The organism is Corynebacterium uropygiale, assembly GCF_021568315.1.
In the GTDB taxonomy this organism is placed as follows: domain Bacteria; phylum Actinomycetota; class Actinomycetes; order Mycobacteriales; family Mycobacteriaceae; genus Corynebacterium; species Corynebacterium uropygiale.
In genome coordinates this window covers 383,793-400,563 of record NZ_JAKGSI010000003.1, presented here as the reverse complement: position 1 = coordinate 400,563, position 16,771 = coordinate 383,793, and the positions used below count along the sequence as shown (strand labels likewise).

14 protein-coding genes are annotated in these 16,771 nt (G+C 65.1%); 1 reads left to right on the top strand and 13 read right to left on the bottom strand.

What is annotated here, in order from left to right; all coding sequences use genetic code 11:
* Positions 1 to 558 precede the first annotated feature (558 nt).
* Positions 559 to 1,821 (bottom strand): tyrosine--tRNA ligase, encoded by a 1,263-nt coding sequence (tyrS, locus tag L1O03_RS07735; RefSeq protein WP_236119188.1) that lies wholly within the window; start codon positions 1,819 to 1,821, stop codon positions 559 to 561.
* 98 nt (positions 1,822 to 1,919) lie between these two features.
* Here tyrS and L1O03_RS07730 point away from each other — a divergent pair, with 98 nt between their 5' ends.
* On the top strand, positions 1,920 to 3,179 hold the full coding sequence (locus tag L1O03_RS07730; RefSeq protein ID WP_236119187.1) for a Zn-dependent hydrolase: 1,260 nt from the start codon (positions 1,920 to 1,922) through the stop codon (positions 3,177 to 3,179).
* A gap of 9 nt (positions 3,180 to 3,188) precedes the next feature.
* On the opposite strand, the gene L1O03_RS07725 is transcribed toward L1O03_RS07730, so the two are convergent.
* The 12 genes from L1O03_RS07725 to L1O03_RS07670 form a co-directional block, all read right to left on the bottom strand.
* Positions 3,189 to 3,380 carry a Trm112 family protein gene (locus L1O03_RS07725; RefSeq protein WP_236119186.1) on the bottom strand — a complete coding sequence of 64 codons (192 nt, stop codon included), beginning with the start codon at positions 3,378 to 3,380 and terminating at the stop codon, positions 3,189 to 3,191.
* A complete protein-coding gene (argH, locus tag L1O03_RS07720; protein ID WP_236119185.1) occupies positions 3,377 to 4,822 on the bottom strand; it encodes an argininosuccinate lyase in 1,446 nt (481 codons plus the stop codon). The genes L1O03_RS07725 and argH overlap by 4 nt, the downstream gene beginning before the upstream one ends.
* A 38-nt stretch (positions 4,823 to 4,860) precedes the next feature.
* On the bottom strand, positions 4,861 to 6,066 hold the full coding sequence (locus L1O03_RS07715; protein WP_236119184.1) for an argininosuccinate synthase: 1,206 nt from the start codon (positions 6,064 to 6,066) through the stop codon (positions 4,861 to 4,863).
* A gap of 159 nt (positions 6,067 to 6,225) precedes the next feature.
* Positions 6,226 to 6,723, bottom strand: a complete 498-nt coding sequence (locus tag L1O03_RS07710; RefSeq protein WP_236119183.1) for an arginine repressor — start codon at positions 6,721 to 6,723, stop codon at positions 6,226 to 6,228.
* A gap of 5 nt (positions 6,724 to 6,728) precedes the next feature.
* Positions 6,729 to 7,688: an ornithine carbamoyltransferase gene (gene argF / locus L1O03_RS07705; protein WP_236119182.1), complete on the bottom strand. Its 960-nt coding sequence runs from the start codon at positions 7,686 to 7,688 to the stop codon at positions 6,729 to 6,731.
* Complete coding sequence (locus L1O03_RS07700; protein WP_236119181.1) at positions 7,688 to 8,884, bottom strand: acetylornithine transaminase; 1,197 nt, start codon at positions 8,882 to 8,884, stop codon at positions 7,688 to 7,690. The genes argF and L1O03_RS07700 overlap by 1 nt, the downstream gene beginning before the upstream one ends.
* Positions 8,881 to 9,825: an acetylglutamate kinase gene (gene argB, locus L1O03_RS07695; protein WP_236119180.1), complete on the bottom strand. Its 945-nt coding sequence runs from the start codon at positions 9,823 to 9,825 to the stop codon at positions 8,881 to 8,883. The genes L1O03_RS07700 and argB overlap by 4 nt, the downstream gene beginning before the upstream one ends.
* Positions 9,826 to 9,842: 17 nt before the next feature.
* Positions 9,843 to 11,003 (bottom strand): bifunctional glutamate N-acetyltransferase/amino-acid acetyltransferase ArgJ, encoded by a 1,161-nt coding sequence (gene argJ, locus L1O03_RS07690; RefSeq protein ID WP_236119179.1) that lies wholly within the window; start codon positions 11,001 to 11,003, stop codon positions 9,843 to 9,845.
* Positions 11,004 to 11,087: 84 nt separating this feature from the next.
* On the bottom strand, positions 11,088 to 12,131 hold the full coding sequence (gene argC, locus L1O03_RS07685; RefSeq protein ID WP_236119178.1) for an N-acetyl-gamma-glutamyl-phosphate reductase: 1,044 nt from the start codon (positions 12,129 to 12,131) through the stop codon (positions 11,088 to 11,090).
* Between the two features lie 114 nt (positions 12,132 to 12,245).
* The gene (gene pheT, locus L1O03_RS07680) at positions 12,246 to 14,753 is read right to left on the bottom strand and encodes a phenylalanine--tRNA ligase subunit beta (RefSeq protein WP_236119177.1); all 2,508 of its coding nucleotides are present in this window, start codon (positions 14,751 to 14,753) and stop codon (positions 12,246 to 12,248) included.
* Between the two features lie 39 nt (positions 14,754 to 14,792).
* Entirely contained in the window at positions 14,793 to 15,830 is a 1,038-nt protein-coding gene (pheS, locus tag L1O03_RS07675) for a phenylalanine--tRNA ligase subunit alpha (protein WP_236119214.1), read from the bottom strand.
* A 118-nt stretch (positions 15,831 to 15,948) separates the two neighbouring features.
* Entirely contained in the window at positions 15,949 to 16,770 is an 822-nt protein-coding gene (locus L1O03_RS07670) for a TrmH family RNA methyltransferase (RefSeq protein ID WP_236119176.1), read from the bottom strand.
* Between the last annotated feature and the right edge of the window lies 1 nt (position 16,771).

The following is a 16,771-nucleotide window of genomic DNA, read 5'->3' as shown; positions in this document are numbered from 1 at the left end:
CCGCCAGCGTTCGTCCTGAGCCAGGATCAAACTCTCCTAAAAAGAATTTCAGAAAAACAACCAAAACCCCACCCACACCACCACCAGATGATGCGGCAAGAGCCTGATACCTGAAACAAACAAAAAAGAATTGCTCTTGAACCAAAAAACAATCAATCAATCATGACACAAACCACAACCATCAATGCCAGCAAGAGCACCAGCAACCACCACACCAAAAGGCATGATGTTGGTTGCACCTTATGCCACGAGGTCATGATCACCCACCCCACAACGGGGCAACATGGCCACCCACATGGTGGTCATGCCAGGTCACAAGACAAGGCAAAAAAGTACATTGGCTCACTATTGAGTTCTCACACAACACCACATCGTTTCCGCTTCAGCGGCCCCGATGTGCGGGGAGTTCTCAAACTAGGCGACGAACTTCTCGTTGTCAACCCGTTTGTTTCCCCTTTGTCACCGAGCAGTTACCCGAGGGTTACCGCGGCAACGAGATATGAATTTACCCCCTTCCCTGAATCTTCGCAAATGTCCAGGTGAAAGGGGGTTTCTCTGTTAGCGGCAGACTCCCGCGAAGTTCTTCTTGCCCTTACGGAGCACAAGGTACGTGCTGTGAAGGAAGGAGTCGTCTTCCGGCGCCCAGTCGGGATCAGTCACGCGCTCGTTGTTGACGTAGATCCCGCCTTCCTTCAGCGAGCGGCGAGCAGCACCCTTGGAGTCCACCAGTCCGGTGGCGAGGAGAAGGTCGACGATCGTTGCGCCGTCGCCCGCGGGCATATCTACGAGGCTCGTTTCCTGGAGGGCCGCGCGGAGGGTGGAGTCATCGAGGTCACTCAGCTCAGCGCGGCCGAACAGCGCCTGTGCAGCGAGTTCGACGGAGGCGGTGGCTTCTTCGCCGTGGACGAGGGTTGTCATCTCCCGGGCAAGTCGTCGCTGCGCCTCGCGCTTGAAGGGGCGCTCGGCAACCTCGGTTTCCAGCTCCTCGAGTTCTTCCTTGGAGATGAACGTCAGCCAGCGGAGGTAGCGGATGACGTCGGCGTCAGAGGAGTTGATGAAGTACTGGTACCACTTGTAGGGGCTGGTCATCTCGGGATCCAGCCACAGGCTTCCGCCGCCGGTCGACTTCCCCAGCTTCTTGCCCTCGGAGTCAGTGACCAACGGGGTGGTCAGGGCGTGTGCGGCGATGCTGCGCTTGCGGCGCAGGAGGTCGACACCGGCGATGAGGTTGCCGAACTGGTCGCCGCCGCCAATCTGGAGGGTCACTCCGTAGCGATCGTAGAGCTCGACGAAGTCATTGGCCTGGAGAAGCATGTAGGAGAACTCGGTGAAGCTGATGCCGTCGTTCTCCAGGCGACGCTTGATGGTCTCCCTCGACAGCATCGTGTTGAGGGAGAAGTGCTTTCCGGTGTCACGGAGGAACTCGATGACGCCGAGGTTCTTCGTCCACTCGTTGTTGTTCACCAGCTGGGCCGCATTCTCCCCCTCGAAGGAGACAAAGCGCTTGAGCTGCGAGCTGATGCGCTCGGACCACTCGGCGACGGTGTCGGCGTCGTTCATAGAACGTTCGCCGACGTCCCGAGGATCGCCGATCATGCCGGTGGCTCCGCCCGCCACCACGATGGGCTTATGGCCGGCACGCTGGAATCGGGCCAGCATGAGGAGCGGCATGAGATGACCTGCGTGGAGGGAGGGGCCCGTCGGGTCGAAGCCACCATAGAGAGTGATGGGGCCAGCTTCCGTCGCCTCTTTGAGGGCTTCCAGGTCCGTGTGCTGATTAATCAGCCCGCGCCACTGCAAATCATCAATAATATTCGGCATGCGAACATAGTCCTTCATGAACGGCTCAAAGAATACGTCGACAATGATAGCCTACGAGCACATCAGCACTCTGTGACCCGGGAGTATAAGAAAAGACCATGTTCAACGAGGACCTCGCCGCCCACTATCTCGATACATTCGCGTCCCTGAGTCTCCCGGACAATCAATCCACAACGAAGGACTCGGGAGTCATTCGCTGGGGAATGAGCCTGCTAGAGCGCGAGGCACACACCTTCTTTCAGGAGGAGATGCGGAGCCTCGGACTGGACTTGTCCGTGGACGCCGCAGGAAACAGCATTGCCACGCTTCCAGGCTCGGATCCGGACTGCGGCGCGCTGGCCTGCGGCTCGCATCTGGACTCTGTCTACCGGGCCGGACGCTACGACGGCATTGCGGGGGTCATTGCCGCGATGCTTGCTGCTCGGCATGTCGTCGAGAGCGAGGAACGATGGCGCCATCCACTGAGCTGCGTCGTCTTTGCGTGTGAAGAAAGCGCGCGCTTTAGCCAAGCGTGCCTGGGGAGCCGGCTGGCGACGGGACTGACCTCGCGCTCCGACCTGCGGAGGCTTCACGATGCCCAGGGAATTAGCGCGGAGGAGGCCATGAAGGAGTGTGGGCTGTGTCCCGAGGAGGTCGACGAGCAGCGCTGGCGCACCGAAGACTGGGAGGCCTTCCTTGAGCTCCACATTGAACAAGGACCACGGCTTGACGAGGAAGGTGTTCAGGCCGGGGTCGTCGAGGTCATTTCCGGAAGTACCCGCCTGCGGATCACTCTCGAGGGGATTGCCTCGCACAGCGGGGGAACGCCCATGGAGCTACGTCATGATGCGCTCGCGGGGGCGGCGGAGATCCTTCGTGCCGCGGAGGACTATGCCCGCGATGCCGCGCACCCGGGCACGCGGGTGACGTGTGGGGTCATTGACGTGGAGCCCGGCGGGCTGACCACCATCCCGGGGCGCTGCAGCATGAGCATCGATATCCGCGACACGTCAGCCGAGAGCCAGCGGGCGGCACGGGAGGCGATCGAGGATGCGGTCGCGACGGCGGCAGCGCGGCGGGGTCTGAGCGCGACCATCACGCCCCTCTCCCATGTCGACCCGGAGGAACTCGCGCTCGGTCCGCGGCAGGCGCTGAGGAACGCCTGCCGGGACCTGGGAGTATCCTTCATCGACCTTCCCTCTGGGGCGAGCCACGACGCGCAGATCATGGCGCGCCTGTGCCCCACCGGGATGCTCTTCATCCCGAGCCTCAACGGAGGAGTCAGCCACTCCCCTGACGAGTTGAGCCGCGTGAGCGACCTCGTCACGGGGGCGAGGGTGCTGCACGCGGCGTTGCGTCGGCTCGATCATGGAGCCTAAGGCTGAGGGCTAGTCGGCTGACTGCCCCTCGGGGGTATAGGGCTTCGCCTCATCGGGGAGAAGCACAGGGATGCCGTCCTCGATGGGATAGGCAATGCCCTTGCGGTCATTGATGAGGAGATTGGCCTCCTCGTCAAAGCGCAGAGGCCCCTTGTCCTGCGGGCAGGCAAGGATCTCGAGCAACGTCGGGTCCAGGCTCATTCCTTGTCCTCCTTTCGCACCGGGGTCTCTGCCCAGGCACGGTAGTCCTTCACTCGGCACTCCACGCGCTGCCGCTGCTCGGCAACCCGCACGCCCGCTGTTCCTCCCCGGGTGTCCCGGGAGGCGACGGCGCCATCGATGGTGAGCACGCTGCGGACCTCGGGGCTTAGCCGCCCATCGACGGAGGCGAGCTCCTCGTCAGTGAGCTCGTCGAGCCCCACGCCGCGCGCCTCGGCGAGGCGGACGCAGCCGCCTGAGGCCTCGTGCGCTTCGCGGAAGGGGACGCCCTGGCGGACCATCCACTCGGCCAGATCCGTGGCGAGCGTGTAGCCCTTCGGGGCGAGCTCACGCATGCGATCGGGGTGGAAGGTCAAGGTGGCCACGAGCCCCGTCATGGCGGGGAGGAGCAGGCGGAGTTGGGCGATGGAGTCGACGATTGGCTCCTTGTCCTCCTGCAGGTCCCGGTTGTAGGCCAGGGGCAGCGCCTTGAGGGTGGCCATGAGGCCAGAGAGATTGCCGATGAGCCGGCCAGTCTTGCCTCGGGTGAGCTCCGGAATGTCCGGGTTCTTCTTCTGGGGCATGATCGATGATCCGGTGGACCACTGATCGGCCAGGGTGACGTAGCCGAACTCGGGCGTCGACCACGCGATGATCTCCTCCGCCAGACGCGACAAATCCACCGCAATCTGGGCGAGCACATATGCCGTTTCCGCAGCGAAGTCCCGCGCGGCGGTGCCATCGAGGGAGTTGTCACAAGCCTCGGCGAAACCAAGCTCACGGGCGATGGCCTCGGGATCAAGGTGAAGCGAGGAACCCGCAAGCGCGCCCGAACCATAGGGCGAGACCGCGAGGCGCTTGTCCAGGTCCTGGAGACGCTCAATATCGCGTAGCAGCGGGTGCGCGTGGGCCAGAAGCTGGTGAGCGAGCAGCACAGGCTGCGCGGCCTGGAAGTGCGTCTTGCCCGGCATGATGACGTCCGGGTTGGCAGCAGCCTGCTGCACCAGGGCCTCGACGAGCTCGCAGACTCCCACAGCGGTGTCGCGAATCGCGTCGCGAACCCACATGCGGAAGAGCGTGGCGACCTGGTCATTCCGCGAGCGTCCCGCGCGCAGGCGGCCGCCCAGCTCGGGCCCCACTCGCTCGATGAGGCCGCGCTCCATGGCTCCGTGCACATCCTCGTCCGTCGGCTCGGGCGTGAAGGCTCCCGAGGCGACGTCCTCGCCGAGCTGGGTCAGACCGGCGAGCATGGCGTCGAGGTCCTCGGCGCTCAGCAGTCCGGCGGCGTGCAGGACGCGGGCGTGAGCCTTCGACGCGAGGACGTCATAGGGCGCCAGGACCCAATCGAAATGGGTAGATACGCTGAGCTGGAACATGGCCTCGCTGGGGCCGCCGGAAAAACGGCCGCCCCACAGAGCGCCTTGATTCGTTCCATGCTTCTCCATGAGCTCTCTGCTCCTTATCTCAGGAATCTCAGGGCCGATTACGAGCGGCGGGCTTCGCGGTCCCGACGGTTGGCGATCTTCGAGGAAAGGCCGTGGAGCTCGACGAAGCCCTTGGAGAGGGTCTGGTCGAAGGTATCGCCGGTGTCGTAGGTGGCGAGGTTGAAGTCGTAGAGGGACTGCTCCGAGCGGCGGCCATTGACGACGCAGCGGCCGGCCTGGAGCACCATGCGGATGTCGCCCGTGACGTTCTCCTGGGTGGACTCGATGAAGGCATCGAGGGAACGCTTGAGCGGCGCGTACCAGAGGCCGTCGTAGACTTCCTCGGACCAGCGGGCGTCGATGAGCCGCTTGTAGCGAGCGAGCTCGCGCTCGACGGTCACGTCCTCCAGCGCCTCGTGGGCGGTGATGAGAGCGACGGCACCCGGGGCCTCGTACACCTCGCGGGACTTGATGCCCACCAGGCGGTCCTCGACCATGTCAAGGCGGCCCACACCCTGCGCGCCGGCGCGACGGTTGAGCTCTTCGATGGCTTCGAGGACGCTCACCTTCCGTCCGTCGATTGCCACCGGCACACCGGACTCGAAGGAAATCACCAGCTCATCCGGGGCATTGCCGAGGGCGGGGTCCTCGGTGTAGGCGTACAGGTCCTTCGTCGGCGGATTCCACAGGTCCTCGAGGAAGCCGGTCTCCACCGCGCGGCCCCACACGTTCTGGTCGATGGAGAACGGCGAGGAGGCGGACTGCTCGATGGGAACGTCGTTCTCCTCGGCGAAGGCGATGGCCTTGTCGCGGGTCCACGCGAAGTCACGGGCGGGAGCGATGATCTTGAGGTCCGGGTCGGTGTTCATGAAGCCGACCTCGAAGCGGACCTGGTCATTGCCCTTACCCGTGCAGCCGTGCGCGACGTGCGTTCCGCCGTGCTCCTGCGCCGCCTTCACGAGGTGCTTGACGATGAGCGGGCGGGAGATCGCGGAGACCAGCGGGTACTGCTTCATGTAGAGGCCGTTGGCCTTGATGGTCGGGAGGCAGTACTCCTCGGCGAACTCATCCTTCGCATCGACCACGATGGATTCCACCGCACCGGCGCCGAGGGCGCGCTGACGCACGGACTCCATGTCCTCTCCGCCCTGGCCGAGGTCAATCGACACGGCGATGACCTCTCCCCCAGTCATCTTCTTGAGGTAGGGAATGGCGACGGTGGTGTCCAGACCACCGGAGTACGCGAGGACAACGCGATCAGTCATATTTAAGGCTCCTTCTCAGGGTGATCGTCCAGCCTAAGCGCTGGCTTGTCACTATAGTTTTTTCACTTTACATCTCGGTGTCTCCACCGAAGGGTTTGGGTGAACTCCCAGCTCTCACGGGGCTCTCGCGGGGTTCTCACGATGCTCGAGCGGGGAGGCTCACAGCTTCTTGAGGACCGAGCAGAGCTCTGCGCCATCAAGGGGTTCGCGGGCGAGGACGAACACCGTGTCATCTCCCGCGATAGACCCCACAACCTCGTTCATCCCCACGCGATCAATGAAGCTCGCCAGATATTGCGCCGCGCCCGGCGGGGTGCGCAGCACCGCGATCTGACCGGAGCTATCAAAGGAGACGACGAGCTCCTCCATCATTCTCCGCAGCTTCACCCGCGGCCCGGTGAGGGCTTCGGCGAGACGCTGTTCCACCTCGCCCAGGGCGTAGAACCCGCGCCCGCCCTCCTTGGGACGGACCTTCTTGGCGCCGAGCTCATCAAGGTCACGCGAGAGGGTGGCTTGCGTGATGTCAATCCCCTCGTCCAGGAGCAGCTCCGAGAGCTGGACCTGGGAGTACACCCTGGTCGTCGACAAGAGAGTGGAGATCCTATCGAGGCGGGCGGTCCGGGAGGTGGCGCCGGCGGCGGTATCGCGATCGATCATAGACCTCACGCCTCGCTGCTTCCCTGGTGCTCAAGAAGCCACACCATGAGGGCTTTCTGCGCGTGGAGGCGGTTCTCTGCCTCGTCGAAGACGACGGAGGCTGGGCCGTCGATCACCTCCGCGGTGACCTCATTGCCTCGGTATGCCGGGAGGCAGTGTAGGAAGATCGCGGAGTCCTTCGCCTGGGCCATGAGCTCCGTGTTGACCTGATAAGGCAGGAAGGGGGTGCGGCGGTCCTTGCCGTCGTTTTCCTGGCCCATGGAGACCCACGTATCGGTGATGACGACGTCGGCGTCGCGGACATCAGCCGGGTCCGTGCTCACGAGGACGCGCGCCCCTGTGGCCTCGGCGCGGCGCTGAGCCCGCTCCACGAATTTTGGCGCGGGGAGGAATCCCTCCGGACCGATGATGGTGATGTCCATGCCGGCCGTCGCGAAGCCCAGCATGTAACTGTGGGCCATGTTGTTGGCGCCATCGCCGAGGTAGACGGCCTTCTTCCCCTTGAGCCCGGCTGGGCCCTCCTCGGGGCACAGGTGCTCCACGCACGTCTGGAGATCCGCGAGAATCTGGCAGGGGTGGAGGTCATCGGAGAGGGCATTGATGATGGGAACGGTGGCCGTCTCCGCCATCTCCGTGAGGTTGCTGTGGGCGCCGGTGCGCCACACAATCGCCTCCACGAAACGGGAGAGGACTGCGCCGGTGTCCTGGTAGGTTTCCCCCTTACCCATCTGCGTGCCGCCGGTCTCGGCGACAATCGCGTGACCACCAAGGTGGGCGATGCCCGCGTCAAAGGAGAAACGGGTTCTCGTGCTTGTCTTATCAAAGAGAACGGCCACGCTGAGCGGCCCCTCGAGCGGTCGACGCGACAGCGGCTTCTCCTTCAGCTCCGCGGCAAGCTGGAGAACTTCTGCTTGTTCCTTGGGACTGAGGTCATCATCGGCAAGAAAGTGGCGTACAGCGCTCATTATTCGTCTCCTTCCTTCGTGGCGTCCTCGAGAGCAGCCGCGAAGCGCGTGATCGCTTCGTCGACGTCCTCGGCGGTGATCACCAGCGGCGGGGTGATGCGCACGACGTCCTGGGCGGGGGCGTTGAGGATCAGCCCGTGGCGGTAGCCCGCGGCCACAACCTCCTTGGCCAGCGGATTCTTCAGAACGACACCGAGCATGAGGCCACGGCCGCGGACGTAATCAACGCCCGGAAGGTCCGCAAGGCCTGCGGCGATCTGCTCGCTCCGAGCACGCACGCCGGCGAGGAAGTCCTCATCGATCGTCTGGAGAACCGCCCGCGCGGCCGCGCACGCGACGGGGTTGCCGCCGAAGGTCGTGCCATGCGAGCCAGGCCCAAAGAGCGACGCAGCCGGGCCCGTGGCCAGGCAGGCGCCGATGGGCAGCCCCGCTCCCAGCCCCTTGGCCATGGTGACGACATCCGGGGTCACGCCATAGGTTTCGTGGGCGAAGAACTGCCCGGTTCGGCCGACGCCCGTTTGGACCTCGTCGAAGATGAGGAGAATGCCGTGCTCATCGCACAGGTGGCGGGCCGTCTCGAGGAAGGCGCGCGTCGCGGGAATGACGCCCGTCTCCCCTTGGATGGGCTCGACGATGATCGCCGCCGTATCCTCCGGCGCCGCGGCGACCGCAGCGCTGAGGGAGTCACAGTCATTGAAATCGAAGAACTCCACCCCCGGCACGAGCGGGAGGAAGGGCTTTTGCTTATCCGGCTGGCCCGTCAAGGAGAGGGAGCCCATCGTGCGGCCGTGGAAACCGTGCACGGCCGCGAGAACGCGGCTCTTGCCCGTGAGCCGTGCGAGCTTGAAGGCCGCCTCATTGGCCTCTGCGCCGGAGTTGCAGAAGAAGACCCGGGTGTCTGCCTCTGCCTTGCCTCGAAGGAAGCGCGCCTTCAATTCGTGGGCGACGTCAACCACCGGCTGGGACACGAAGAGGTTGGAGACGTGGGCGAGCTCCGCCACCTGCGAGCTCACCGCATCAATGACGGCTGGGTGCGCGTGCCCGAGAGAGTTCACGGCGATCCCGGCGAGGAGGTCGATGTACTCCCGGCCTTCGTCGTCGAGAACGCGCGCGCCCTCCCCCTTCACGAGGGTGAGTGGCGGAACGCCATAGGTGTTCATGAGGTCATGGGCCCATTGCTGTGCGGTATCGCTCATTGGCCATCATCCTTTCGCAGCACTTTCCCCACAGGGTAATCAGCAAGGTCGAAGACGTCCGGGAGGACCATGGTGCCGATACCTCCCATCGTGAGCAGCTCCAAGAGCACCGAGTGCTCGATGCGCCCGTCGATCACGTGCGCCGCCGCCACGCCGGACTGCACGGCCTTGAGGCAGGACTCCATCTTCGGGATCATGCCGGACTCGAGGCTCGGCAGCAGCTCGGCGAGCTCCCCCACCTGGATCTTGGACAGGAGGGAATCCTTGTCCGGCCAGCTGGTGTACAGCCCCTCCACGTTGGTGAGGATGATGAGACGCTCGGCGTGGAGGGCGCTGGCTAGCGCCCCGGCCGCGCTGTCGGCGTTGATGTTGTAGACGTTGCCGTCACGGCCCGGGGCGATTCCAGAGACGACGGGAATCCGCCCCGCCTCAATGATGTCCATGACCGCCGAGGGATTGACGTCCGTGATGCGGCCGACGAGGCCGATGTCGGTCTCCTTGCCGTCGAGGGTGACGATCTTCTTCTCCGCGGTGAACAGGCCCGCGTCCTCGCCCGAACAGCCCACTGCGTAGGGGCCGTGGGAGTTGATGAGCCCAACCAGGTCGCGCCCCACCTGCCCAAAGAGCACCATGCGGACGACATCCATCACCTCGGGCGTGGTCACCCGGAGGCCGCCGCGGAACTCGCCTTTGAGGCCGAGGCGGTTGAGCATCGTCGTGATCTGGGGACCACCGCCGTGGACGACCACCGGCTTGGCCCCCACCGTGCGGAGAAAGACCATATCCGCAGCGAAGGCCGCCTTGAGCTTCTCATCCACCATGGCGTTCCCGCCATATTTCACGACGACGATCTTGTCGCGAAAGTGCTTGAGCCAGGGCAGGGCCTCAGCGAGCACCGTAGCCCGTTCCGCCGAGCTCAGCGTCGAAGTCTTATCAGTCATGCCACAATCCTTGCCGCTTAGGAAGAGTACGCAGAGTTGATTTCTACATAGGAGTGGGACAGGTCGGTGGTGTACACCGTCGCCTCCCCGGGACCGCCGGTGCCGAGGTCCACCTCAACGGCAATGTCCGCTCCGCTGAGATCCACCTGCCGGGCCTCGGGGGTACCCATGGAATCGCGGCACACGGCCTGGCCGTTGAAGTCCACCGAGATGTGCTCCGGATCCATCTCCGCCGGCGCCATGCCGACGGCGGCGAGAACGCGTCCCCAATTCGGATCCGAGCCGAACATGGCGCATTTCACCAGGTTGTCCCGCCCAATCGTCCGCGCGGCGGCAAGGGCCTGCTCATGAGAACCAGTGCCACGAACCGTGATCGACACGCGCTTGGTGACGCCCTCCGCGTCCGACTGCATCTGTTTCATGAGGCTGGAGCAGGCCTCGAGCACTGCTGCGTCGAGTTCATCCTGGGTGGGCTCCACCCCGCTCGCCCCGGAAGAAAGAAGGAGAACGGTGTCGTTGGTGGAGGTGGCGCCGTCGATGTCGAGGGTGTTGAACGTCGATTGGCTTGCTGCGCTCAGGGCTTTCTGGGCCATCTCCGCGGTGATGACGGCATCAGTGGTGAGGCACACGAGCATGGTGGCCAGGGACGGGGCCATCATGCCCACGCCCTTGCCCATGCCGCCGAGGCACCAGCCGTCCGATTGGACGATCACCTGCTTGGAGACTAGATCCGTGGTGAGAATTGCGGCGGCGGACTCCTCGCCGTGGTCGCCCAGGCCCTCCACCAGCTCGCTCAGGGCCGGGCGCATACACTCCAGAGGAAGAAGATCGCCGATAAGCCCCGTCGAGCACGCTCCGATGTCCTCCGGGGAGAGGTCGAGCTGCGCCGCGAGGCTCGTCACCAGCTCGAGCGCATCCGCATCACCCTGCTGACCATTGCAGGCGTTCGCGTTCCCGGAGTTGTAGAGCACGGCGCTGAGCTGGCCGTCGGCGATGTGACGCCTCGTGAGCTTCACCGGCGAGGCGCACACCTTATTCTGCGTGAACACGCCCGCGGCAACGTACTGCGGACCATCGTTGATGACAAGGGCCATATCCGGCTTCCCCGAGGGCTTGATTCCCGCGGCCAGCGCCGAGGATCGGAAACCAGCAGGGGCCGTAATACCAGTGGTGGACAAGAGAATCTCCTCAGTTCATCCGGAAGTGAATCGTGACTAGGGTCCGAGTGTGGGGTTCAGAGTGACGGAGGCCGTGGTCGGCACTTAGGGGGCGACGGCTGCCATCGGGAGACCAGCCGTTTCCTCCCAGCCTAAGGCGAGATTCATGCACTGGATCGCCGCGCCCGCGGTGCCTTTCGTCAGGTTGTCGATAGCCGAGATGACGAGGAGCCGCCCCGCCTCCTCATCGACTTCCACGGCCAGGTGACACATGTTGCTGCCCAGCACACACTGGGTTTGGGGCTGCTGCCCGGCGGGAAGCAGATGAAGGAAGGGCTCGGAAGCGCAGAATTCCTCATAGACCGCGCGGGCCCGATCCTCATCGACGCCCTCCTGTATGGGAGCCGACGCCGTGGTGAGAATGCCTCGCGGCAGAGGGGCGAGAACGGGCGTGAAGGAGACCGTGACGGGATCCTCGCTGTACTCGGAGAGGTTCTGCGCGATCTCCGGGGTGTGCCGGTGCTTCCCGGCGGTGTTGTAGGCCTTGAGCGAGCCCATGGTTTCCGACCCGAGGAAAGGCACCGCAGCCTTCTTGCCTGCGCCGGACACACCGGTGATCGAGGTAATGGTGACCTCGGGGGCGATGAGGCCGGCCTTCACGGCCGGAAGGAGCGCGAGCGTGGCGCCCGTCGGGAAACACCCGGGAACGGCCACTCGCCGCGTGGCCGCCAGGGCCGCGCGGTGGCCGGGCATCTCGGGAATGCCATAGGGCCAGGTCCCGGCGTGCGTGCCCCCGTAATACTTCTCCCACTGTGCGCTATCGCGCAGCCGGAAGTCCGCGGCGCAATCGATGACCAGGGTGCTCTCCCCGACCGCCTGGGCGATCTCCGCCGAGTGCCCGTGCGGCAAGGCGAGGAACACGATATCCATCCCGCGGAGGGCGTCGACGTCCGTCGGCTCAATAGCGCGATCTGCGATCTGCGGCAGGTGCGGCATGAGCTCGCCGACGGTCTGGCCGGCGGTGCTCGCGCCCATCAAGGCGGAGATCTCTAGCTTCCCTTCCGCCCAGGCGGGGTGCCCAAGGAGGAGACGGAGGATCTCGCTTCCGGCGTATCCACTCGCTCCGACTACTGCGACTCTCAAGCTCATGCCCACCACCCTAACACTTTATGCACTGGGATGTAAATTATACATGCCGTGTGGGGTGGAAGCTCCCTGTGGCCCGGGTGCCCAGGCCGCAGGGGCTCAGCGCGCCCGCAGCCTCTAGGCGCGCATCTCCGCGCCGAACTTCTCGCGGGCGCGCTCGGCGGCGGCGAGGCGCCATTCATTGGCCTCATCGTCCGTCAGCGTGCGATCGGGGGCGCGGAACTCGAGCGCAAAGGCGAGGGACTTCTTGTTCTCCCCCAGCTGCTCCGAGGTGTACACATCGAAGAGGCTGACATCTTCCACGAGCTCTCCCGCGCCCTCGAGCAGCGCGCGGCGCACATCCTCGGCCGGAATATCGGCATCGACGACGAGCGCGATGTCCTGGTGCAGGCTCGGATACGCCGACAGCACCGGCGCCGGCAGGGACTCCGTCACGGAAATCGCCGAGAGGTCCATCTCCATCGCGCACGTCCGGGCCGGAAGCCCCATCGCGGAGACGATCTGCGGGTGCAGCTCACCGGCATAGCCCACCGTCTGCCCCTCATAGCGCAACTCGGCGCAGCGGCCGGGGTGCCACGGGGTCTGCTCGCCCTGGACGACCTCAAGCTCGATGTCCGCCGCTCGCGCCACAATCCGCGCGGACTCGACGGCGTCTGCCCAGGAGTAGTGCTGGGCGTCGCTGAGCGGTCCTTCCTCCACCGTGCGCCCCACGCCTACCGTCGCAACGTGAAGGGGCTGCTCAGGCAGCGAATCATAGACTTCGCGGAGCGTCTCATCGCTGGGGCGATCCGTCACCGAGGGCATCGGGGAGGAATCGGCGCGCTTGAAGGACACCTGCTGGAGACCGAAGAGGGCCACATCTGCTCGACCGCGGGCGGCGTTACGCACGACGGCGTCGAGCATGGCGGGAAGGAGCGTGGTCCCGAGGTGCGCCTGGGCAGAATCCAGCGGATTCTGCACGGCGACGAGCTGGAGCCGCGGGTCCTCCGCCGGGAGATCCCAGCTCTCCAGGGTCTCCTTGGACACGAAGGGCGTCGGCAGGATCTCCGCATAGCCCGAATACGCAAGGGCATGCCCCACCGCGCGCTTCCGCTTCTGCTCGGGGCTGAGCCCGCGCCCGCCGCGCGGCGTCGGGAGGACGGAGGGGATGTCCTCCAGACCTTCGAGGCGCAGCACCTCCTCCACGAGTTCAGCGGGCATCGTGAGGTCCGTCCGCCACGTCGGCGGCGTCACGGAAAGCACGCCCTCCCCCTCGCGGGAGACCTCGCACCCCACCTCCTCCAGGCGGCGGACGACGGTGTCTTCGGAATATTCCACCCCGGCCAGCTCGGAGGGGAATGAAGAGCGCAGCGCGATCGTCGGCATCGTGGGGAGCTCGCCCAGGAGGGTGCGGCCCGGATCGACCTCGCCACCTGCGATGTCAACGAGCAGGCTCGCCGCTATGTCCAGTGCAGCCTCCACAAGGTCCGGGTCCACGGTGCGCTCGAAGCGACGCGAAGCCTCGGAGCTCAGCTTGTGGCGGCGCGAGGAACGGGCAATGGCCACGGGGTTCCAGATCGCGGCCTCCAGGTACACATCCGTCGTCTCCTCAGAAATCTCGGAGGTGAGGCCGCCCATGACGCCGGCCATCGATTGGATGCGCTCGTCATCACAGATGACGATGTCCTCCGGATCGAGCTCACGGACCACGTGGTCCAGCGTCTCCAGCTTTTCGCCGGAGCGCGCCGGACGGATGCTGAGCCCGCCCGCGATCTTTGCGGCATCGAAGGCGTGCATCGGCTGCTCGAGAAGCAGCATGACGTAGTTCGTCACGTCCGTCGCCGCGTTGACGGGACGCTGGCCGCACAGCATGAGCTCACGCTGCAGCCAGAAGGGCGAGGCCGCACGCGGGTTGATCCCACGGACGCGGCGCACCCCGAAACGCTGAACCCCAGCCTCCGGGTCAATGTCCACGCGCAACGCCTCGCCGCTGACCTCGGGGACGGTGACACCCAGGCCCGCGGCCGCGGGGTTCTCCTTGGGGTCAACGAAGGTGAGATCGAAGGCGCTCGCGATTTCTCGGCAGAGGCCTCGAGCGGAGAGTGCGTAGCCACGGTCCGGGGTGATGTTCACGTCGAACACCGTGTCCGCAAGGCCCACCACCGGTCGCGCATCCTCTCCCGGCTCCCCCGCACCCTCAGGGAGGGTAATGATCCCGGAATTCTGCTGGCGCGCCAGACCGAGCTCCATCGCGGAACACATCATGCCCGCCGACATTTCCCCATAGGTCTTCCGAGCAGAGATTTCAAAATTCCCCGGGAGAACAGTCCCCGGGAGAGAGACGACGACGAGGTCCCCCTCCTTAAAGTTCCGGGCGCCGCACACAATCGACTGCAGCTCCCCCGTGCCGTTCGCCTCACCGACATTGACGTGGCAATGACGGATCGGCTTCTTAAAGCCCTCGAGCTCGCGGATCTTTTCCACCCGCCCGATCACGAGGGGGCCCGTGATCTCCGGAAGGGGCTCATAGCCTTCCGTCTCAAAACCCACGCGGACAAAGCCGGCGTCGAGATCCGCCGCGGATACCCCCCACTCCGGGTTGGCATACCGCAGGATCCGAGTGATCCAATTCTGTGCAATCAGCATGACGTAGAGTGCTCCTTTTCGCGGTTGCTCAAGTAGGGGTTAGACGTGGATGCCGAAGGGAACGGTGAAACGCACATCGCCCTCCACCATGTCACGCATATCGGTGAGACCATTGCGGAACTGGAGGGTACGCTCCAGCCCCATTCCGAAGGCGAAGCCCGAGTACTCCTCCGGGTCAATACCCGCCGCCCGGAGAACATTCGGGTTGACCATGCCGCAGCCGCCCCACTCGATCCAGCCGGCCCCGCCCTTCTTGTTGGGGAACCACACGTCCACCTCTGCAGAGGGCTCGGTGAAGGGGAAGTAGTTGGTGCGCATGCGCGTCGTCGTCTCAGGGCCGAAGAGAGTCTTGGCCAGGTGATCGAGGGTGCCCTTGAGGTGAGCCATCGTGAGGCCCTTATCCACCGCGAGGCCCTCGACCTGGTGGAACACCGGGGTGTGGGTGGCGTCAAGCTCATCGGTGCGGAAGACGCGGCCGGGGCAGGCAACATAGAGCGGGAGGTCCCGCTCGAGCATCGTGCGCACCTGGACGGGCGAGGTGTGCGTGCGCAGCACCTGGTTGGAGCCGGGCTCGCCGATGTGGAAGGTGTCCTGGAGGGTACGCGCCGGGTGATCCGGGAGGAAGTTCAGCGCGTCGAAGTTGAAGTACTCCGCTTCCACCTCGGGGCCCTCGGCGATCTCCCAGCCCATGCCGATGAAGATGTCCGCGATCCGCTCGCCCAGCTGCGTGATCGGGTGGAGGGCGCCGAGCTGCCGGGTGCTCGTCGGAATGGTGACGTCGACGCGCTCCGACCGGAGCACCTCAGCGTTTCGCTTCTCCTCCAGCTGCGCCTTCACCTGGGCAAAGTTCTTCTCGACGCGGCCACGCGCCATGTTGACCAGGCGGCCGGCCTCCTTGCGCTCGCTCTTCGGCATCTGGCCGATACACCGACGGGCCTGCGGGATGAACGCCGCATCCCCCAAGTGTTCGCGCCGCAGGTCAGCGAGTTCCTCGAGGTTCTCCGCTGCCGAAAAAGCGGCAATCGCCTTCTCTGCTGCATCGTTCAACCGCTCTTCTGTCAAGGCATCCGCCGTCATCTGAGGCTGCTCAGCAGATGAAGTCACCTGGTCACCTTCCCGTTCATTCGTGTGTGGTGTTGATTCGATTAATATACCGCGTGCGCTGTGGCGCGCCGCGTTCGCTCTGATCGCGGGCTCAGGCCCTGGCCGTGCCAGCCCGTCGCTGAGCCCGCGCGGACTCGTAGAGGCAGATCGCGGAGGCCGTAGCGAGGTTGAGCGACTCAGCGCGCCCCGTGATAGGGATCCGGACCCGATGATCCGCCCGCTCTTGAAGCTCCGTGCTCAAGCCGTGCGCCTCGTTGCCGAACAGCCACGCCGTCGGCTGCGCGAGGAGCTCCTCCGCCTCGTCGAGGTTCACCTCTCCATCCGCCGCCGTCGCGAGCAGAGTGAGCCCCGAGTTCGAGAGTCTCTCGATCACCGCGTCGATATCCCGATTCCGGACCACCGGCAGGTGAAAGAGCGAACCCGCAGAGGAGCGCGCCGCCTTCGAGGAGAGGGGGTCGCAGGTGTCCCCGGCAAAGACGACGGCATCTGCCCCCATCGCGTCCGCGACGCGGATCATCGTCCCGGCGTTTCCCGGCTCGTTCGTCTCGACCGGAACGCTAAGAAGCCGCGGCTGCCCACGCAGGCAGGAGCCGAGGGACCACAGCACCGGCTCGCACACAGCAAAGATCCCCGGACTATGCACGGTGTCGGCCAGCTGCCGGGCCGCCTTCTCCGTGATCGGATGGGTGGGGATCCCCATGAGATCGGCTGCCTGCAGGAGCTCGGCGCTCCGCTGAGCCCCGGCTTCCGTGACGAAGATGTCACGGGCTGCGCCCGTCCCGATCGCGGCATCCACGCAATTCTCCCCCTCCACGAGGAAGGCCTGTGCTTTCCTTCGCGCCGAGGCGCGATGGAGCTTCTTCGCCGCAACGATCCGGGGCGTGCGTTCAGTAAACGCCCGATCAAAATCCATG